This is a genomic window from Ignavibacteriota bacterium, from assembly GCA_016716225.1.
GTDB lineage: Bacteria > Bacteroidota > Ignavibacteria > Ignavibacteriales > Melioribacteraceae.
In genome coordinates this window covers 3,234,139-3,255,969 of sequence record JADJWT010000001.1, presented here as the reverse complement: position 1 = coordinate 3,255,969, position 21,831 = coordinate 3,234,139, and the positions used below count along the sequence as shown (strand labels likewise).

Below are 21,831 nucleotides of genomic sequence, written 5' to 3'. Positions count from 1 at the left end.
ATGTAAACATTTCTTATAAAAACAAAAAAAACATTATTTCATTTTGTAACTTTACTGTATTAACAAATTTTTAGAACGTAAATAGGATTTGTATGAAATCAAATATTTTAATATTTATTATTATTTTTATTATTAATTCAACTTTTGCACAGAAGAAAAATCTTACTATTGAAGATGTTGTTTTTAATTCATACTCCAAATTGGCGCCAAAAACTTTAAAGCAACTCAATTGGATTCCAAATACAAATAGCGTAGGTTTTATCGATGGCGATTCGGTTTTAATTGAATTTAATGTTTCAAAAAAAAGTAAAAATAATTTACTAAACCTAAATCAGTTGAATAATATTTTAAGTAATTCAATTTTTGAAAACAAATTATCCAAATTTCCAAATGTTAATTTTATTGATTCAAAAACACTTACATTTTGGAATAATAATTATTTAGTTTCAATCGATTTAAAAAATAAATCTCACAAAATTCTAAATAAAATTTCTACTAATTCTGAAAATCTTGAAACAGCTTCAAACGATATTTATTCTGCATTTACTATAGATAACAATCTTTTTGCTTCATTAGATTCATCAAAAAAATTTCAGATCACAAATGAAGAAAATAAAAATATTGTTAGCGGTCAAACTGTAAGTCGTTCTGAATTTGGTATAAATGATGGAATATTTTGGTCGCCTAAAAGTAATTACTTGGCATTTTATCAAAAAGATGAATCTAATGTAACTGATTATCCAATTGTGGATATTGGTGAAACTCCTGCTAAATTGAAAAATATAAAATATCCAATGGCGGGACAGAATACTGAAATTGTTAGAGTTGGAATTTATAATTTCGAAAATAAAAATACAACTTGGTTGAAAACCGGTGAACCAAATGATCAATATTTAACTAATGTTTCTTGGGATCCTACAGAAAAATATATTTTTATTGCACATTTAAATAGAGATCAGAATCATTTAAAATTAGCAAAATATGATGTTCTAACCGGTGAACAATTACAAATTTTGTTTGAAGAAAAAGATAATGAATATGTTGAACCTGAAAATGAATTAACATTTTTACCAAATGATCCAACAAAGTTTTTGTGGTTTTCTGAAAGAGATAATTGGCAGCACATTTATTTATATGATATTAATGGAAAATTAATAAAACAAATTACTTCCGGAAATTGGATTGTAAAACAAATTATTGGTTTTGATAAATCTGGGAAAAATTTATTTATTACAGCAACTAAAGATTCTCCAATCGAAGATAATGTTTACATAATTAATTTAAAAAATAATGATATTAAAAGGATTACAAGCGCTAATGTAAATCACAGAGTAAAATTCAATTCTTTTAATAATTATTTTATTGATACATATACAAGTTTGGACATTCCTTCTGTTACTAATATTATTGATGAAGATGGAGAATTAATAGTTGAACTTAATAAAAGTGAAAATCCGATTGAGGAATTTAATTTCTCCAAGCCTAAAATTTTTACAATAAAAGATAAAAATAATGTTGATCTCTATTGCAGAATGATTCTTCCACCAAATTTTGATGAAACAAAAAAATATCCTGTAATTATTTACGTTTATGGCGGACCGCATGCACAATTAGTTACAAATAATTGGTATTTCGGTCGTTATGATTTTTGGTTTCAATTTATGGCTCAAAATGGTTACATCGTTTTCACCCTTGATAATAAAGGCTCAGCTAATAGAGGCTTGGAATTTGAGCAAGCTATTTTTAGAAATTTGGGAACTGTTGAAATTGAAGATCAACTGGTAGGAATTAATTATTTGAAAAATCTAAATTTTATTGATCATGAAAGAATCGGAGTTTTTGGCTGGAGTTACGGTGGATTTATGACAACTTCATTAATGTTGAGAACAAATAACACTTTTAAAGTTGGTGTTGGCGGAGGTGCGGTAATTGATTGGAAATTTTATGAAATTATGTACGGTGAAAGATATATGGATACTCCGGAAACAAATCCGGAAGGTTATAAAAATGCAAGTTTGTTAAACTATATTGAAAATCTTAACGGAAAACTTTTATTAGTTCATGGAACTTCAGATCCGACTGTTGTTTGGGAAAATACTTTAGAATTTGCGAAAAAAGCTGCAAACTTAAATAAACCTTTAGATTTTTATCCTTACGTTGGACACGGTCATGGAGTTGGCGGAAAAGATGCGCTTCATCTATATACAAAAATTTCAAACTACTTTTTCGATAATCTTTAATCAAATTTTGGAAATCGGCTCCGCCATAAAGCGGAGCTAATTTCCCCCATACCCTTTGCTAAAATTTATCCAAATTCAAAAATAATTTTAAAAAGTATTTCACTTTCAAATTATAAATTATTTTTAACTATAATTTTTCATAAGGTAAATTCAACTTTCACGTTCTATGCCAAATTATTTAAATAAATATTCATTAAAAAAAATAATGTAAAAAATATGGTTTTAATGTTTTTTAAAATTTTTGTAAACTTTTTTTGCAACTAATTTTAATTAGGAATGTTAAAAAAATCTCAAAAAGATATTGTGAATTTTTAATTCCAATTTTGAAACATATTCATAATATTCAAATTATGGCAATTTTTAACGAATATAAGTTACAATTATAATAATATTGCATTCTCAAAAATTCACCTTTAACTTTGTGGTAAAGATTGGAAAGTTGTAAATGATAAATGATATAAAATTAAATCTTTTTGAAAACTTAAATATTCTTCGCAAGTTAGCAAAAAAAGGAAGTAAATCATTTCCTGATGATTTGTGTTTGTTTTTAAGCGATGAACTAAATCTTAAATCAGTTTATTTATTCGAAGAAAATTCAGAAAATTATTTTTTACAGATTGGCAAATCTTTCAATATTGATGATCAATCAATTCCGCGAAATATTTCAGTAAAAGAATTTTACAATTTTAAAAATGAATTAAACTTCACCGGAAATATTTTTAAAGAATGCAATCCGGAATTAAATTTTAGTAATGAAAGTGTGCAATCAATAATTTTTAATTTAGATGAAAATAAGTTTGGAATATTATTATTAATCCACAAAATTCTTCCTTCATCAGTAAATAGAAAAAAGTTTTTAATCATTTCACAATTTGTGCAGAATTGTTTTTCAACTTGGAAAAATTCTGAAAATATTATTACAAGTAAATTAAATTCAAGCGAAAATCTAATCTCTAAAAGTATTAAAGGTTTTCAAAAAGAATTAAAAACGATTAACGGTTTGGTTACTTTAGCAAAAGAAGAAAATCCTACTAACATCATTAATAAATATTTAAATCAAATTAAAAATTCTCATCAATTTATTTCTTCAACTTTGGAAGATTTAGAGAATATTTTAAATCTTTTTGAAAATAAAACGAATAAATTAAGAGGCAAAATCAATATTAAAAATTTCACGGAGAATTATTTAAACAAAAAAAATAATGAATTTACTGAGTGTAAAATTACTTTAAATAATATTTCCGAAATTGAAATTCAGTTTGATGAGAATATTTTTAGATCAATTTTTGATAATTGTTTAAAGCTTGCAATTGATTTATCTCAATTAAACGAAGTTGAAATAAATGCTTTAGTAATTTCAGAAAATAATGTAAATCTTAATTTTATTTCTAAAAATTCTAAAATTAAAAATATAGAATTAAATCAACTTCAAACACCATTTGGAAAACGTGAATTATTAAATAAAACAAGCGGTTTAACACTAAATCTATTAACTAAATTAATTGAATCTTTTGATGGATCATTAAAACTAAATGTTGAAGAAAATAATTTTTTAATAAATCTAAATTTGCCGTTTCAAGAAGAAATTCAAAAATCAATTCACGAAATTTTGATGGGAAATAATAATTTAGGAAAAGATAAAATTCTTGTTATAGAAAGCGATCAAGCTTCATCTACACTTTTAAATAATTATTTATCAAAATGGAATTACCAAACTGATATTGTAAATTCCGGTGAGTTTGCATTAAAACTTCTTCAACAAAATAAATATGTTGCGGTAATTTTAAATGTAGAGCAAGGCACTGAAAACAGTTTAGAAATTTTGCAAAAAATTAAAAACAATAAGCATACAAGAAATACTCCTGTAATTGTATTTTCAATGGAAGCGGAAAAAGAAAAAGTTTATTTAATGGGTTCAGTTGAATATTTAGTAAAGCCAATAAATTATAATAATCTTGTTGAAATTTTAACAAGTTATAAATTAAGAAGAGATTCAACAGTACTTTGTGTTGATGATGATCAGCCGACTTTGAAATTGGTTCAGCAAGCTGTACAAACCGCCGGATTTAATGTAATTGCAGAACACAGACCGGAATTAGTTCTTGATTTAATTATAGATAAAGATTTAGATTTAGCAATTGTTGATTTGGATATGCCAAAATTAAATGGTTTTGATTTGATAAAACAAATAAAATCTCACGGAAAATTTGATAAACTTCCAATAATTATTTACACCGGAAAAGAAGATTATCAACAAGATTTACAAAAAATTGATGGAATGTTTGTTGATCTGCTTGATAAAAAAAGTACAAGTTTGAATGAACTGGAAAATGCAATTTCTACAATGATAAATAATTTTGAAGAAACTAAATCGATTGAAGAAGTAAAAGTAAAAAGTGATTCCCAAACAATTTTAATGGCAGAAGATTATAAACATTCACAAATAATTGTTACACGACTTTTGAAAAAAAGTGGATTTGAAAATGTTGTTGTTGTAGAGAATGGTGAAGAAGCTTTAAATATTTGTAAAAAAGAAAAAATAGACTTAATCCTTATGGATATGCAAATGCCGGTTATGAATGGATTTGAAGCAACTCAAAAAATTAGAGAAATTGATGGTTACCAAGATACACCAATTATTGCATTAACAGCTTTTGCAATGAAAGGAGATCGTGAGAAATGTTTAGAAGCCGGTGCAACAGATTATATTCCTAAACCAATTGATAGTAAAGAATTTATTGAGAAGGTAAAATACTATACACAAATAAAAATTGAGAATTAGTTTATTCCAAATATAATTTTTTTTCATTCCGTCCGTTAGCCAACGGATTGTTTCGGAATCTAAAATTTTATTATATCAAAATGTTGAAATAATTCGTAATGAATTTATAACAAAATAATTACCAAAATACACTTTCAAAAATATTTCAAATTTTTTACGTTAAATCAATTCAAAGAAATCCGCAAAAAATTCTTATATTTCATTCCAAAATTTTAGTAATTAAACAAATGAATAAAGAAATTAGAGTTAGATTTGCACCAAGTCCAACCGGATATTTACACGTTGGAGGATTAAGAACCGCACTTTACAATTATCTTTTTGCAAAAAAAAATAACGGAAAATTCATTTTAAGAATTGAAGATACAGATCAATCTCGTTACGTTGAAGGCGCAGTTGAAAAATTAGTAAATTCACTAAAATGGGTTGGATTAAATTATGATGAAGGTCCGGAAGTTGGCGGAAATTTTGGTCCATATTTTCAATCTCAGAGATTAGAAATTTATTCCTCACAAGTTCAAAAATTACTTGATGAAAAAAAAGCATATTATTGTTTTTGCACTCCGGAAAGACTTTCAGCATTAAAAGAAGAGCAGCAAAAGTTAAAACTTCCTCAAGCAAAATATGATAAGCATTGTCTTCATTTATCTAAAGTTGAAATTAAGCAAAAATTGGAAAACGGAATTCCTAAAGTTATACGATTAAATGTTGAACCAAATCAATCCGTAAAATTTTCAGATATTGTTAGAGGAATTGTTGAGTTTAATTCTGATACAATTGATGACCAAATTTTAATAAAGAGTGACGGATTTCCGACTTATCATTTGGCAAATGTTGTTGATGATCATTTGATGGAAATTTCTCATGTAATTCGCGGTGAAGAATGGCTTTCATCAACACCAAAACATGTTTTACTTTATCAACATTTTGGCTGGGAACTACCCCAATTTGCTCATCTTCCTCTTTTGTTAAATCCGGATAAAAGTAAATTAAGCAAACGTCAAGGTGATGTTGCTGTTGAAGATTACAGAGATAAAGGTTATTTGAAAGAAGCATTAATAAATTTTGTTGCTTTACTTGGTTGGAATTTTGGCGACGACAAAGAGTTTTATTTAATTGATGAAATGATTGAAAAATTTTCTTTAGATCGTGTAAATAAATCCGGCGCAGTTTTTAATGTTGAAAAATTAAATTGGCTTAACAGTCAACATTTACGAAATAAAAGTAATGATGATTTATTAAAATTATTTAAGATTGAATTACAGAATTCAAATTATGCAAATGTTCAAATTTCCGATTTCAAACTTTTTGCCATAATTGAAGCAATGAAAGAACGCGTTGAATTTGTAAAAGATTTTATAAACAGCTGCACTTATTTTTATGAAACTCCAAAAATTTATGATGAAGCAATTGTTAAAAAAAGATGGAAAGATGATTCAGAAAAATTGTTGAAAGAATTTTCAACTGAATTATTAAAAATTGAAAATCCGAATAAAATAGATTATGAAAATATTTTACATAAAATTGCTGAACAAAATAATGTTGGTGCGGGAAAATTAATTCATCCAATTAGATTAGCGGTTTCAGGAGTTGGAATTGGTCCCGGAGTTTTTGATTTATTGGATATTATCGGCAAAGAAGAAGTTATAACCAGAATTGATAAAGGAATTTTAGAAATTCCTAAATATTTATAAATAATTAAATTTGTGATAATAATGGAAGATGAGAAAAAAGTACCGAAAAATTTTATTCAAGAAATAATTGATAATGATTTGAAGGAAAACAAAAATAACGGAAAAGTTTATACGCGTTTTCCTCCGGAACCAAATGGATATTTACACATTGGTCATGCAAAATCCATCTGCTTGAATTTCGGTTTAGGTAAAGAATATAATGGAAAAACTAATTTACGTTTTGATGATACAAATCCCACAAAAGAAGATGTTGAATATGTTGAATCAATAAAAGAAGATATAAAATGGCTGGGATTTCAATGGGAAGGAACTGAACTTTACGCATCTGATTATTTTGAACAACTTTATGAATATGCAATAAAATTAATTAAAGATGGATTAGCTTATGTTGATTCTTCAACTTTGGAAGAAATAAAAGATGAACGCGGAACTCCGACTGAACCTGGAAAACTAAGCAAATTTAGAAATCGTTCAGTTGAAGAAAATTTGGAATTGTTTTCAAAAATGCGAGCTGGTGAATTTAATGACGGCGAACATATTTTGCGTGCAAAAATCGATATGAGTTCACCAAATATGAATATGCGCGATCCAATAATGTATAGAATTCGTCATGCATATCATCACAGAACAGAAAATAAGTGGTGCATTTATCCAATGTACGATTGGGCTCACGGTCAATCTGATTCAATTGAAGGAATTACACATTCAATCTGTACATTGGAATTTGAAAATCACCGACCTTTATATGATTGGTTTATTGAGAAATTAGGAATTCATCATCCGCAACAAATTGAGTTTGCAAGATTAAACCTTAATTACACAGTAATGAGCAAACGAAAATTATTAAGATTAGTTCAAGAAAATTTAGTTAACGGTTGGGATGATCCAAGAATGCCAACCATTTCCGGTTTCAGAAGGCGTGGATATACACCAAAATCAATACGAAGTTTTGCTGAAAGAGTTGGCGTTGCAAAAAGAGATGGAGTAATTGATATTTCTCTTCTTGAGTATAGTTTACGTGAAGATTTAAATGAATCTGCACCAAGAGTTATGGCAGTTTTAAATCCTTTAAAAATTGTAATTACAAATTATGATGAAAATTTAATGGAAGAATTAGAAGCAGTAAATAATCCTCAAGATGAAAAAATGGGAACAAGGAAAGTACCTTTTTCAAGTGAGTTATTTATTGAGCAAGATGATTTTCAAGAATTTCCGCATAAAAAGTTTCACAGACTTTCACCCGGGCAAGAAGTTAGGTTGCGCTATGCTTATATAATTAAATGTGAAAAAGTGATAAAAGATGAAAATGGTAAAATTTTAGAACTTCATTGTACTTATGATGAAGCTACAAAAAGCGGAAGCGGAAATAGCGAGAAAAAAGTAAAGGGTACAATTCATTGGGTTTCTGTTAAAAATGCAATTAATGCTGAAGTACGACTTTATGACAGACTTTTTAGTGTAGAATTTCCGGAAGAAGATAAGGAAAAAGATTTTGTAGAATTTTTAAATCCAAATTCACTAACAATTTTGAAGAATTGTAAACTTGAACCAAGTTTAATTTCTGCCAAAGTTGGTGAAAATTATCAATTTGAAAGAAATGGATATTTTTGTTTGGACAAAGATTCTAAAAATGAAAATTTAATATTTAATAGAACTGTTACTTTAAAAGATACTTGGTCCAAAATAATTTCCAAATAAAATTAGCACTACTTTAATATATTAGTATATGATTGTACCTATCGTAATTTGTTGTTTTATAACAATTTACAAATTCAACTTTTTTGAGCAATTAATTACTAAAGGGACATTGCTCCAACCGAAAATCCTTCAATTTCCGGGTCACCAATCATAAATTCGCTAAACTTTTCAATTTGTGCTTGATAATATCCGGATTTCTGATTTGCCAATGCGTGTTCAATATTATCCCAAATTGTTACTGCAACAAATTTCCCCGCATTGCTATTTGTTAAGAAAAATGCTTTCAGAAAACCATGTTGATTTTTTGCTGCTGGAATTATGCTATCTTGATAAACTTTTGAAGCTTGATCCATTGCTTTAACATTTAAATAAAATGTTGTCATTCTTGCATACATATAATATCCCCGCTTTTATTTAATTATTTTGGGAGCTTTATATCTAATTAAAAATAACTATTATTTTATTAATTATTCAAGTTCTTTTTATTAAAGAAAATTAAATTTTATTAGTTGTAAGAAGTATACAACTTTATTACATTTACAACTCATTTTTAGCCGAAGTGGCGAAATTGGTAGACGCGCTAGACTCAAAATCTAGTCTATGCAAATAGGTGCCGGTTCGAGTCCGGCCTTCGGTACAAAAGTCCTTATTTTATAAGGGCTTATTTTTTATCTACACATTATCTACACAAAATGTGCAAGTAATATTGATTTGATAGTACTTTTATAAATTTCAGCATCAGATTTAATTCGTAATCTTTCATATTATATAATAGTAGAATTTTACTATTAAATACATAAAATAAGCTTGACCTTCCCTCGAAAAAATGTCTGTCTATGTATTATTAATTGTTTTGATAACAAATCTATACTCTTACCTTCTGAATTTATTACTTTTGATTCTCGAAGTTTGTTAATTTGTTGTTCTATTGTAAATTTTAACCTCGAATATTTTTTCACCTTTTGATTTCCTGATCTCGATGGAATCGTTATCCTTTATCCTGTTGTTGTAAAATCCAGATCCTACCGATACATCTCTACCGCATCTATTGCATGTAGAATTTGGATCTTCAAATAGACTGAATGTTTTGTCTACAAGATTATGTTTGTTAAATATCTTTGCTACTTGAACTAAGACTAAGAAAATTGCTAATAATATTGCCATTGACATACTTATACTCCTTATTGTTTGTGATTAGTTGATTGATTTGATACAAATGTATGATGATTAATAATTTTGACTGAATTAATAAAATTTTATTGGATAAAATTGTAATGACGAAATTTGAATACATTTAATTGAATCTCTCACAATGTGCTTCCATAATATTTTTAAAATTCTTTGACATTTTTATGACAACGTAGTGTTCGCTGAAATTTATTTTAGTCATAGACGGTTAAATAATTGGAGCGAATATGAAAAAGATAATTGCTATAATAATTCTAATAATATTTGTTGGGTGCAGTAAAGAACTTCCATTAGAATCAAATAATTCATACCTTCCACAAATTCCTGAAAAGCTTGAAGATGAAATTCCTTATGATAAAATTGGCAAAGGGAAAATTGCATTCGAAAGAATAGGACCATTTGAAAATAATTATTCGGGATTAGTTGTTATAGATTCTAAAAATAAATCAGCATTGACGTTCCAGGGTTTATATCAAACACCTGTAATATCCCCCAATGGTCAGAATATATTTTTTAGAAGTTATGATTACAATGAATTTGATCTAAAGCTTTTGAACCTAAATTCAAAGAAACTCACATCAGTTGATGATGGACAATATCCAAATTGGAGTGCTGACGGAGCATATCTTTTATATATCAATATTCCAGAAATACTATTTCACTTTATTAAAACGGATTTCAGTGATTTTTCAAAATCAAGTGAACTTTATTTATCATCTTATGATTTCCCTTGGTCGCCTTATTCAATAAATAGTAATGAACAAATTATTTTTGGAAGTTCATCACTAATACTTCTAGATAAGGATCGCAAAAAGCATAAGTTATATACCTCTGAAACTGGTATTATATATAATCCTCGTTGGTCACCTGATAATAAATTCATTGCATTTGCAGAAAGAAAAAAACGTACCGAAAATGAGAAAGAAATTATCGAAGAACAGATAATTGTTCTAGATATTGCAACAAATGAAGTAAATGTAATTTGTAAATGGGATTTAGCAGACCATATAGATTGGGCTGGCACCTATGAGCTTTCTGTATGCTGGTCACCAGACGGTGAATATATAGCATTTAATAAAAATAAAACTGGTACTGAATCTCACATTTATGTAATAGATAAAAACGGTAATAACTTAACACAGATTACAAATGCTCCCGGAGTAAGTGATACTTCAGTTTCTTGGTCAAAAGAATAAATAAGGATAATCAAAATGAAAGTCATTTATATTTTAATTCTATTACTTGTTTTAACCCAAACAATTATTCCGCAAGAGGATTCATTAAAATACTCAAGTTTTAGACTGGAATTAGGTCTCGGATTTTCAAGCAAAGTTTTAAGTGCTAGAGCTGCTTTATGTTTTATACAATGGCATTCCTTATACTTTATGAATTACTTTTTAAGAAAGAAGAATTATGAATTTTATGAATTGATTGTTTTATATTTTTGTATCTTCAGAAGGTTCAACGTGGATAAGAACTTCTCTAATTTTTGGGTTTGAATTTATTATTCGATCTTTAACTTTATGAGCAATTAAATGTCCTTCACTAACTGTTAAATTTCCATCTAAAACAATATGAGCATCTACGTAATAATCAAAACCCATTTTACGAACAAAACATTTTTCAACTTCCAAAACTTGATCTATTTGTAAAGCAATATTTTTAATATCTAAAATTAATTTTTCAGAAATATTTGCATCTGAAAGTTCATAAAGAGTTGGTTTTAATAATCTGTAACCATTATATAGAATAATCAGTGAGGCAAATAGTGCTGCAAAATCATCAGCACTTTCATACCCTTCTCCACCAAGAATAGCAATAAGGATTCCAATAAATGCTGCCGATGAAGTTATGGCATCACTTCTATGGTGCCAAGCATCATTTTTAACAGCCGTACTTTCGATTGAAGAACCAATTTTAATTATTTTTCTAAATAAAAATTCTTTGGTAAATATCACCAATAGTAATACTATTAAAGTAAATTTTGCAGGTGCATGATGTGGTGTTATAATTTCATGAATACTCTGGTAAATAATTATAAATGCGGCAAGAAACAAAGAAATAGCCACAACTGCTGCAGCAAGTGGTTCAGCTTTGCCATGTCCATATGGATGATTTTCATCAGCAGGTTTTGCCGCAATTTTTAGTCCGGTCAAAACAACAAATGAAGTAAATACATCAGAAATTGACTCAATTCCATCGGCAATTAAAGCATAAGAGTTACCTATTATACCGCTTATAATTTTTATACTTGCAAGAATTAAACTTGTAAAAATTCCAACTAAAGTAGCTTTAATTCCCTTCTTTGTTAACTTTTGAGTTTGCAATTATTATCTAAAATGATGATATATAAAAATATGTTTTAAAATTCAGAAAGTACTAGAATTCCTTCTTTTAAAAAAATACCAAACTGAAGCAGACATAATTATTATAACTAATATGTAGAATGAGAAACTGTAATTTTTTGAAGTAATATTAATTTCTGAATTATTTCCGCTTAATACAAATGCCGCCCAATAGTAAGGATTTGGCGAATACTTTTTGGTAAAATCTAATTTTGCTTTCTGTAATGCTTGGGATTTATTTATCCCGGTTTTTAAATTTTCGTAGAATAATTCCATTAATAAAAACGTATTTCTATCATTAACATCCCAAAGAGATACAATCACACTTTTCGCACCGGCATCGAAGAATGACTTTTGCATTCCTAATATTCCTTCTTGTTTATCAATTACACCTAAACCGGATTTGCATGAACTTAGCACAACCAAATCAGAATTTAAATTTGTATTAATAATCTCACCAACTTCTAAAAACCCATCTTCCGAAGACTTTCTATCTTCAGAAAATACGATAAACGGTTGTTGATTTAATAGGAACGAATGTGTTGATATATGAATAATATTACTAGAAGATGCATACTTTTTAAAATTTTCTTCCGTTGCATCTTGTGAAGTAAATTTATTTGTATTAGTTAAAATTGAATTTATTGATGATATTTCTTCTTCACTATACTTTAGTGGATTTAGTTTAATATTTCTATTTAAATTATAATTTTCATTCACTAACGAACTTCTGAAACTTATATAAAAATCATTATTATTCACATTAGGATTACCAATTAATAAATGACTATTATTATTTTTTGCATGTAACTTTTCTAATTCTGAAAAAATATTAAAAGATGGCGCATAAGAAATTTGATAATCTTCAATTAAAAATTTTGCATTTTCATAGTTATATGGACTTTCATTACTGTTGAAATTTAGTACTAAAGTTTCAAGAGGATAATTAATTAACTCGTTCGGTAATGAAAATATTAAATTTTTATTCTTCGCAAATTTGTTAATAATTTCTTTAAAAAATAATTTGTACAAATCATTTGAGTTTTTCAAATTAAAAGAGAACAAATCTTGATTGAAAATTATCTCTTCAGAAGAATGTTTTGTATAATAAGGCGAAATCTTGGTAATTAAATTCTTTAATTGCTCTCTTCCAATATTGATTTTATTGGCGATGAAATCATTTTTCTTTATTATAAAATATTGCGAATATTTTTCAGAAATGTAAATAGAAATAAATGTTTCTGAATTTTTTAACTTCATTTGTTTTTCTTCCAATGAAAAATATTGCTTAGGGTTAAAAACATTTTTTAATTCCGGATTCTTTTTAATTAAATCATTTTTTACAATTATTAATTCAGATTTGAGCGAATCTCTCTTTTCGAGAAAATAACTTTGCTTCATTTGCCAATCGAGAAATAATAATTTATCATAATCTCTTTCATAAATATTGTTTGAAAATAATTTGTGATTTTTAATATTTTGAAATGTATTTCTTGATCTGGATTTATCAATAATTTCAAAAGCAGATTTGTATTTCGCATTTTGAATATAAAATTCGGTAAGTGAATGATAAATTTCATCAAACTTGGAAAAATGTGAAATTTGAATTTTATTATTAGAGATAAAATTATTTGAAATTTCTTCAATTATTTTAATCGCATTAAGATAGTGAGCTTCAGCAAGATCAACTTTGCTTTCTTTGTAATAATTTTCTGCAAGTTGATAATTTGCTTCAATCTCTATATTTGGCTCAATTATTTTTTTACTAATTGCTAAAACCTTTTGTAAATATTCATTACTAATTTTATGTTGGTTCTCTAATTCAGCAATTTCACTTTTTAAAAGTAAAATATTTGCAAACATATATTCAAAATTATTTGATCTAATGGTTGGCTCAATATCAGTTATAATATTCTTGCATTCTTTTATTTCTTTGATATTTAAATAAGTATTAGCAAGATCTAATCTTACATTCAGATTACTTTGAACATCACCACTTTCAGAAAAAATCTTCGATGATTTTAAAAAATTAGTTTCAGCGTTTTTATAATTTGCTAATGCATAATTTGATAATCCTATTTTGTGTAAAACTTCAGCAATTAAATTAGGATTAGAATCTTCGCTTATAATATTTTTTGCATAATAAAAAATATCAAGTGAATTTTTATATTTGCCCAAATTAAATTCCAGAATTCCCAAACTCATTTCAACTTCAAACTCCAAAGTTATTTCTTTAATTTCTTTTGATAACTTTTTTGCTTGTTCATAAAATTTTATTGCTTGAGAAAAGTTTGATAAATTTGAGTAAACATCGCCGAGAGAAATTAGATTTAGAATTTTAGAACGCTTATTTTCAAAAGAAGTTTCTAAACCTTTCTGAAGATATTTCATTGCAGAATTATAATTAAAAGTTGTTAAATAAATATTTCCCAAATTGTTGTAGACCAAAGATATTCTAAGCTTATCATTTATTTGTTTATAAATTTCCAAGGATTTTAAGTAGTGTTTTTTTGATTTATCAAATTGCGAATCAAAAGTAAATGAAACTCCGAGTTCGGAATTTATTAGAGCTTGCAAGTTTTGAGAATTTATTTTTTCAGCAATATTTTCAGCTTTATAAAACAGCTTTCTTGCTTCATTCACTTTGCCTGATTCATCCTCTAAAATAGCTAAGTTTATAAGTGATTTAGTATTTTCAATGTTATTGCCATATTTCTGTGAATGAATATTTGCGTATACATAAAATGTTTTTGCTTTATCTAAATTATTTGAAAGATAATACAAACTTCCTTTCGCATTTAAAAATGCCGAATATTCAAAGTAAGTTGAATCTATAATTCTCTCAGCATCTTTCAATTTTAAAATTGCATTTTGATAATCACCCAAATATCTATAAGTATAAGAAAGCCAGTAATTATTTTCGAAATGTTTATTGGCAATTTTGCTGAATGCAATTAAATCATCCAACGCTTGCTTATATTTTCCTTCATTTAATTTTACTAATCCAGTTAAATATTTTTTATAAACGGAATTTATTGAAACAAGTTTTCTATTTAATCTTTCAAATTGATTTGTTGCGTTTGTAAGCCAAGCCAATTCTTCATAAAATAGTAAATCAGATTGTTTGCCGTTTAGTTGGCTAAAAAGTTTTTCAAAAGCTTCATTAAATTTATTTTCCTTTTTTAAGATAATTGCATTTGCAAATTCTTTATCAAAATTATTTTTTGAGAATTGATTTAGAAAATTGAGTTCGTTCTTAGAATTGATTTCATTGTTTAATAAATACAGAATATATTTATGCGAATTTTCCTTTGTAAACCCTGAGGTTTTTAATTCTGATTTTATTTCTGAAATTTCTTGTGCAAATAAAATGGAAGTAAAAGAAATTATAATGAGCAATATTAAGGGAATTGACTTCCACATTATTTGCCTTCAATTTCATTATTTAGCTCAAGAGCTTCTGAATAATATTTTCCTTTACTATCAATAACTTTTTGAAGATAAACTTTTGCAGTTTTTGTTTCATTCAAAAGCAAATACGATTGTGCAATAAAGTAATGCGAATCCGAAATAATATTTGCAAATCTTTCATCATTATTTGTTTCAATTGATTTATTAAATTCGGAAATGCTTTGCGATAAATAATTTTTATCAAATCCAAAATTAATTCCAATGAATTTATTTTGGGAATTTTGTAAATAAATTTGTCCTAAAATAAAATGCGTATAAAAAATTGTTTGAGAATTCTGATTTTTACTTAAATCCAAATTCAAAGCTTCAATTGCATTTTCAAAATTTCCATTTTCTAATTCGGAAATTCCTAATAAAAATTCCTCGGTCGTTCTTCCTCTTGAATTAAAATTTAATTCAGATTGATATTCCATAACTTTGTTTTGATAATTAGGAGTAGTGAAATTTGAATAAAAAAGCGAGCCAACATAAATCAATAAAATAGCAGCAATTGCAGTAATATATTTTGTGTAACGAAAATTATTAAAAACGTTTATAGGATAAATTTTTACTTTTGTTTCCTCAGCTTTTTTATCAACAATTTTAGTATCAACAAATTTAGTTATTTCTAAAAATTCTGAGTTGAGTGATTTATAATTTTCCATACAGATTCCGCAAACTCTTAAATGATCTTCAATTTTGGGCTGAAGTTTTTTAAGAAAAATAGCTGAAGCTTCGTTTGAATTTTGAAAAAGTATATATTCCGATAAAATTTCAACATCAATGTGAGCAGATTTTTTCACAGCATTTTTTAATCTATTGTAAAAATCAACTATTTCAGAAACCTCCGGATTTTCAGAAATCATTTTACTTAATTGTATTTTCTCGATATCAGTCAGAAATTCTTTTTCTAGCAAATTATATATTTCTAAATTATCGTTCATTTTTTAATCTCTTTGTTACTGTAATAGTATTTTGATTTTATTAAAAAGTGACATTTAAAATTTCTGTTTAATTTCTTCCAAAGTTCTGTAAAACATTTTTTTTATCGCTGCTTCGTTGCTTTCAAATTTATCAGCAATTTCAGAAAATTTTAATCCGCCCCAAAATCTAAGTTTAATTATATTTTGTTTTTTATCATCAAGCTGATTTATTATCTCAACAATTTTTTGAGTATCAACATTTTCATCAAAATCATTTTCATCTTTTGTCTGATAAAATTCTTCATTGAATTCAAAGTGATTTTGATTTGCATTTTTTTTATAGAAATTTGAATATGTTAAAAACATAACTTTTCTAAGCCAAAATTCTATTTTATCAATATTTTGATATTGTTTAGAAAATGTGATAAAAATGTTTTGAGCCAAATCATCAGCATCATCTTTAGATTTTAATTTGCCAAGTTTAAACTTTGATTCAAAATAACTGAATGCTATTTCTCTAATTATTGTTATTAAAGAATTATAGGATTGATTATTCCCATTTTTACTTTGTTCTAAAAGATCGTTTAATTCGTCTTTGGAAAAATTCGTATAGTGATAAGATTTATTTTTCAAAAATTAATGTCACTTTTTGGTTAAATTTTATACTAATAATATACAAATCATAAATAAAATTTATCATATGAAAACTTTAATGCAAATATTTATTGGAATTATGTTTTTCCAAAATATCAATTATTCTCAAGGTGAATTAGAAATAAAACCATCAAATGTAGATTTTAAAGATAGTTTTCACCGAATTGAAAATGTGATGTTGTTTAATAAAGAAGATCAATCATTATTTATTAACGAAATTAATTTTAATGAAAAATTATTTGAAATCGTTTTTGATAGACCCACAGCTTTTCCAATTGAAATTTTTCCAAATGACACAATAAATATGGATATAATTTTAACTAATTTTTTTTCGGTAACATCCGCGGATACTGCTGATACAATTTCATTTTTTACATCAAATTCAGATAAAGATCAACATCTTAGAGTTAGAATTAAATTTTTTGATGATGATGAAAAAGTTGGAATTCTAAATGGAAAAATTTCCAATGACAGTTTATCGGTTGAAAATACAGAGATCTATTTATATAGAAATGGCCAGTACTTGTATGATTCTGTAATGACGGACTCTGAAGGGAATTTTACAATAAATTTACCTGAAGGATTTTATACTGCGGCAGCTCAAAAAGAAGGTTTTTATTTTACTTTTTATAAAAATAAATTTGATATTTATGAAGCCAACCAATTTTTTATAGATCATGATTCAACTAAAAATATAAATTGGAATATTGAAAAAACAATTGAAACCAATACAATTTTAGAAGGAAAAATTTTCAATTTTAAAACTAAAGCAGCACCAAGAAAAGGAATTATAATTGTAAGAAAAGGCAAACACACCCCGACAAGAAGTTTGAATAAAATATTTGAAGATAATTCAGAACTTGTTTCATACTCAACAAATATATTATCTGATGGTTCTTATAAATTCAATAAAACAATCGAACCCGGATTTTATTACATACAAACATTTCCGGATTTTTATACACCTTCTTTTGCAAACAACGCAAATATTCCGGCAATTTCAATTCAGGATGCGGATTCAATTTATATCGGCAACAATATAACAAATAAAGATTTGTTTGTTGTACGTGATTCTGCTTATGGTGCCGGAAATATTAGCGGAAAAATTTTAATTAATTCTAACCCAGCACAAAACATTGAATTTATTTTATTTGCACAAAATTTGATTGACAATTCCATTACAAATTATGCAATAGTTGATTCCTTGGGAAATTTCAATATTATTAATCTTCCTTTGGGAAAATACAAATTAACAGCCTACCAATTCGGAAATCTCAAGTATGAAGGTCAAGATACAATTGAAATTGATATTACAAGTTTTTCTATAAATGGGATTGAAATTAATTTTTTAATAAATTCAATTACTTCGGAAAGAGAAATTCCTAATAATCCGATTTTATTTCCAAATTATCCCAATCCGTTTAATCCAAATACCAACATTCAATTCTTTTTACCGAATGAAGACCAAATTGTTTTAGAAGTACTTAACATTTTAGGTGAAAAAGTTACAACAATTTTTGAAGGAAAAATAAAAACTGGTTTGCATCAATTTACTTTTGACGGAAGTAAATTAAGTTCCGGAATTTATTTTATAAGATTAGAAACTATAAAATATATTAAAAATCATAAAGCTATATTATTAAAGTAGTTTTGTAGAATATCAGATTGTAATAAACTTTTAATTTATTTAATTATAATAAGTTAGAAGTTTTTTGTTCGTAAACTTTGCAATTATATTTCATATATTTATCTGATAAATTTTTCATCTTTAAAATCTATTACTACACTCATTATATTCAAATATGTAACAAAAATGTTTACTTCTAGCTTTAAAAACATTTTAACTTTCTGATAAATAGCTTATTTTAAAAACTACTGTAAAAAAAAAATAATAAATTTTTAAACTTAGTTTTTACTGGTTATTGATTGATGATCTAAAATACATTTGAGCAGTAAGTATGAAAAATTTATTTTTATACTTAAAAAATCTTGGGTATTCTTTATTCCTTCTAATTTTTATTTCCTCTTATTCAAACTGTCAAAGTGATTACGGTAACCACAAAGTTTTGGTTATTACTGGTGGAAAAAATTTTGAAAGAGAAAGTTTTTTAAAAATTTTTGAAGACATGGAATACATTTCTTTCAAAGAAGTTGTTCAACCTGAAGTAAATAATTTGTATGGTTCACCCGAAATTGACAATTATGATGCACTGGTATTTTATGATTTCGTTCAATAAATAAATGATCCTCAAAAACAAGCATTCTTAGAATTATTAAATAAAGGTAAATCAATTTTATTTCTTCATCATTCACTAGTTTCTTATCAAGGTTGGGATGAGTATGAAAAAATAATTGGCGGAAGATATTATCAATCTACAAATTATAAAGATAGTTTGAAATTTACACAATCAACCTATAAGCATGATGTAGAAATTCCGGTACAAATTGTAGATAAAAATCATCCAATTACAAAAGGTTTGGAGGATTTTATTATTCATGATGAGATTTATGGTAAGTATAAAATACTAACAACTGTTTCTCCAATATTTACAACCACTCATCCGGAAAGTGAAACAATTATTGGCTGGACAAATAGTTACGGTAAATCTAAAATCGTTTATATCCAATTAGGTCATGATAATCATTCATTTAATGATAAAAACTATAGACTTTTAATTTAACAATCTCTTAAGTGGGTTATGAATAATTAAACCAAAAAAAAGTGCCGCCAATTTTGGCAGCACTCTTTGTGTCCAATTATTTTTTATGCTTACTTCATTAATAACATTTTTTTAACACTAACTGAATTTCCGCTTTCCAATCTGTAGAAATAAACACCTGATGTTAAATCCGTAGCATTGAATGAAACATTGTGTAAGCCGGCTGACATATTTTCACTAATTAATGTTTTAACTTCTTGACCAATTGCATTATATATTTTTAATGTAACAAATTGATTATTCTGCAAAGAGAATGAAATCATTGTTGATGGATTAAATGGATTTGGATAATTTTGATTTAGCGTGAATTGATTTACAATTTCCCTTTCTTCATTTACGGAAGTTGGTGAAGTAGTGCTGGATTGAACTTGTAATAAAATTCTATTTGAAGCATCGGTTGCATCAACCCAGACATTTACTGCATCACCAAAATTTAAACTATTTGCTGAAATCACAGTAAAGTTTTTATCTATAAAAATTGTTGATGTAGTAATTTGAAAATCTGAAAACTCTACTTGAATACTTGATGAATTGATACTTCCGATTGAGCCAGCAACTTTTAAGAATCCCGGCTGATCTTCAATTTTAACTCGTAATGCTTTTGCTGAGCCATCTGAATTAACTACATATTTTACTTCAACAAAATATCCAACTTGAAAATCTGAATAACTAATACTTTCATTTCTATGATTTAAGAAAGCTGTTAAATCATCAACATTAATTACCAAACCATTTAGTTCAAAATAAGTTGTATTGATTGATGAAATATTCCCATAGAGTTCAATATCTTCGTTTCCTTCAATTTTAATTCTAACTGCTGTTAAATCAACTCCATTCAAATTGTAACCTTTTATTTCAATTAACTGTCCAACACTTAAAGATGAATATTCTATTGGATTATTTAAATGATCCAAAACAACAACTGTATTAGTTACTAAATATTTTACACCATTTACGATAATATATGTTTCTGCGATTTCTTCAACTTTTCCTTTTAACTCAATTTCGCTGTTAAAGAAATCTTCAATTTTTATTTTTGATGCATAATAATTTCCGTCTGATTTTCTGTAACCTTTAATTTCAACTAACATTCCTACTGAAAGCGCAGAAAAACTTGTTGGGATTCTATTATTATCCAAGAAAACAGTGTTTGTATCTGTGTTAAATGTAATTCCTCTTACAGTTATTTGCGAACCGTTTATCGATTCAATCTGAGCTTTTAATTCGGTTTCTCCGCTATTATTCATACTACTATCGCTGTGATCTTCAAATTTAATTCTTACGGCTAAAAATGAACCATCAAATTGTTTATATGCTTTAACTTCAACCAAATCATTTACATTCAAATCAGAAAATGAAATAAGTGATTTATTTCTGTTCATTATAATTGTTTGATCATTTATAATAAATTCCCATTTGCCAAGAATTACTGAATTAGTAAGAATGTTGTCAATTCTTCCGGTCAATTCAACTTCGTGTTCGTGTGAATTATCATCCTCAAATTTTACTCGAACTGCAACCAAATCTCCATTTGATGATTTATATGATTTAATTTCAATAAAGTCACCGACTTTAATTTGATCAAATGTAAAAGTTGTGTTACTTCTGCCTTCAAAATTTGTACTGGCATTTATTAAGAAGGTATAACTGTTTAATTCAATTGAGTATTCTCCCAATGAAGTAACGTGCCCTTTTACTTCAAATTCAGATTCATGTTCACTACTTGAATCGTCTTCTTGTTTTACCCTATCTGCCAAGTAAGTTCCGTCTCCTTTGCTATAACCTTTAACTTCAACAAGTTCCCCCACTTGTAAAATTGAGAAACTGAAACTATTATTATTTCTGTCTCGGTATTCTGTATTTTGATCAACAGAAAACTTAAGATTTTTTACAACTAAAAAGTCACTTCCAAGTTCTGAAATATTTCCTTTAACTTCTATTTCTTGTTGTGCGGAAAGATTTAAAGTTGATAAAACTGTTATGAAAAAAGCCATAATAAAATGGTTATAGTTTTTTTTAATTGAATTTGTTATTTGTAATGATTTCATTTTTCATCTCCATTGATTTTATGAATTATGTGTGATTTACTGAATTAGTATTCACGAGGAGATAAAAAGTGACATCTGGTGTGATTATTTTT

At 26.6% G+C, this 21,831-nt stretch carries 15 protein-coding genes and 1 tRNA gene; 9 read left to right on the top strand and 7 right to left on the bottom strand.

The features are described from left to right. Positions 1-92: 92 nt before the first annotated feature. From IPM32_14030 to IPM32_14015, 4 genes are all read left to right on the top strand, one after another. Complete coding sequence (locus IPM32_14030) at positions 93-2,240, top strand: DPP IV N-terminal domain-containing protein (protein ID MBK8946370.1); 2,148 nt, start codon at positions 93-95, stop codon at positions 2,238-2,240. Positions 2,241-2,685: 445 nt separating this feature from the next. Next, entirely contained in the window at positions 2,686-5,022 is a 2,337-nt protein-coding gene (locus IPM32_14025) for a response regulator (GenBank protein MBK8946369.1), read from the top strand. Between the two features lie 227 nt (positions 5,023-5,249). Then, positions 5,250-6,713, top strand: a complete 1,464-nt coding sequence (locus IPM32_14020; GenBank protein ID MBK8946368.1) for a glutamate--tRNA ligase — start codon at positions 5,250-5,252, stop codon at positions 6,711-6,713. Between the two features lie 21 nt (positions 6,714-6,734). Beyond that, complete coding sequence (locus IPM32_14015; protein MBK8946367.1) at positions 6,735-8,411, top strand: glutamine--tRNA ligase/YqeY domain fusion protein; 1,677 nt, start codon at positions 6,735-6,737, stop codon at positions 8,409-8,411. 98 nt (positions 8,412-8,509) lie between these two features. On the opposite strand, the gene IPM32_14010 is transcribed toward IPM32_14015, so the two are convergent. Beyond that, positions 8,510-8,806: a hypothetical protein gene (locus tag IPM32_14010; GenBank protein MBK8946366.1), complete on the bottom strand. Its 297-nt coding sequence runs from the start codon at positions 8,804-8,806 to the stop codon at positions 8,510-8,512. 158 nt (positions 8,807-8,964) lie between these two features. Between IPM32_14010 and IPM32_14005 the strand changes: the two genes are divergently transcribed. Continuing rightward, positions 8,965-9,048 (top strand) — tRNA-Leu (locus IPM32_14005). A gap of 275 nt (positions 9,049-9,323) precedes the next feature. Here IPM32_14005 and IPM32_14000 read toward each other — a convergent pair. Continuing rightward, positions 9,324-9,581, bottom strand: a complete 258-nt coding sequence (locus IPM32_14000; protein MBK8946365.1) for a hypothetical protein — start codon at positions 9,579-9,581, stop codon at positions 9,324-9,326. A 245-nt stretch (positions 9,582-9,826) separates the two neighbouring features. Here IPM32_14000 and IPM32_13995 point away from each other — a divergent pair, with 245 nt between their 5' ends. Continuing rightward, positions 9,827-10,795, top strand: a complete 969-nt coding sequence (locus tag IPM32_13995; protein ID MBK8946364.1) for a PD40 domain-containing protein — start codon at positions 9,827-9,829, stop codon at positions 10,793-10,795. Between the two features lie 240 nt (positions 10,796-11,035). Here IPM32_13995 and IPM32_13990 read toward each other — a convergent pair whose 3' ends face one another. From IPM32_13990 to IPM32_13975, 4 genes are read right to left on the bottom strand one after another with little or no spacing between them, the layout of a single operon-like run. Beyond that, positions 11,036-11,926 carry a cation transporter gene (locus IPM32_13990; GenBank protein ID MBK8946363.1) on the bottom strand — a complete coding sequence of 297 codons (891 nt, stop codon included), beginning with the start codon at positions 11,924-11,926 and terminating at the stop codon, positions 11,036-11,038. A 42-nt stretch (positions 11,927-11,968) separates the two neighbouring features. Then, positions 11,969-15,367 (bottom strand): CHAT domain-containing protein, encoded by a 3,399-nt coding sequence (locus IPM32_13985; protein MBK8946362.1) that lies wholly within the window; start codon positions 15,365-15,367, stop codon positions 11,969-11,971. After that, the gene (locus tag IPM32_13980; GenBank protein ID MBK8946361.1) at positions 15,367-16,338 is read right to left on the bottom strand and encodes a hypothetical protein; all 972 of its coding nucleotides are present in this window, start codon (positions 16,336-16,338) and stop codon (positions 15,367-15,369) included. Before IPM32_13980 ends, IPM32_13985 begins: the two co-directional genes overlap by 1 nt. Before the next feature lie 54 nt (positions 16,339-16,392). Further along, positions 16,393-16,950, bottom strand: coding sequence for a sigma-70 family RNA polymerase sigma factor (locus tag IPM32_13975; protein ID MBK8946360.1), 558 nt, complete (start codon positions 16,948-16,950; stop codon positions 16,393-16,395). 79 nt (positions 16,951-17,029) lie between these two features. Here IPM32_13975 and IPM32_13970 point away from each other — a divergent pair, with 79 nt between their 5' ends. The 3 genes from IPM32_13970 to IPM32_13960 all read left to right on the top strand — a co-directional run bounded on the left by IPM32_13970 (position 17,030) and on the right by IPM32_13960 (position 19,652). Further along, positions 17,030-18,619, top strand: a complete 1,590-nt coding sequence (locus IPM32_13970; GenBank protein MBK8946359.1) for a T9SS type A sorting domain-containing protein — start codon at positions 17,030-17,032, stop codon at positions 18,617-18,619. 310 nt (positions 18,620-18,929) lie between these two features. Then, positions 18,930-19,208: a hypothetical protein gene (locus IPM32_13965; GenBank protein MBK8946358.1), complete on the top strand. Its 279-nt coding sequence runs from the start codon at positions 18,930-18,932 to the stop codon at positions 19,206-19,208. Next, on the top strand, positions 19,209-19,652 hold the full coding sequence (locus IPM32_13960) for a ThuA domain-containing protein (GenBank protein ID MBK8946357.1): 444 nt from the start codon (positions 19,209-19,211) through the stop codon (positions 19,650-19,652). 89 nt (positions 19,653-19,741) lie between these two features. Here the strand turns inward: IPM32_13960 and IPM32_13955 are convergent, their stop codons facing one another. Then, positions 19,742-21,739, bottom strand: a complete 1,998-nt coding sequence (locus IPM32_13955; protein MBK8946356.1) for a T9SS type A sorting domain-containing protein — start codon at positions 21,737-21,739, stop codon at positions 19,742-19,744. Positions 21,740-21,831: the final 92 nt, after the last annotated feature.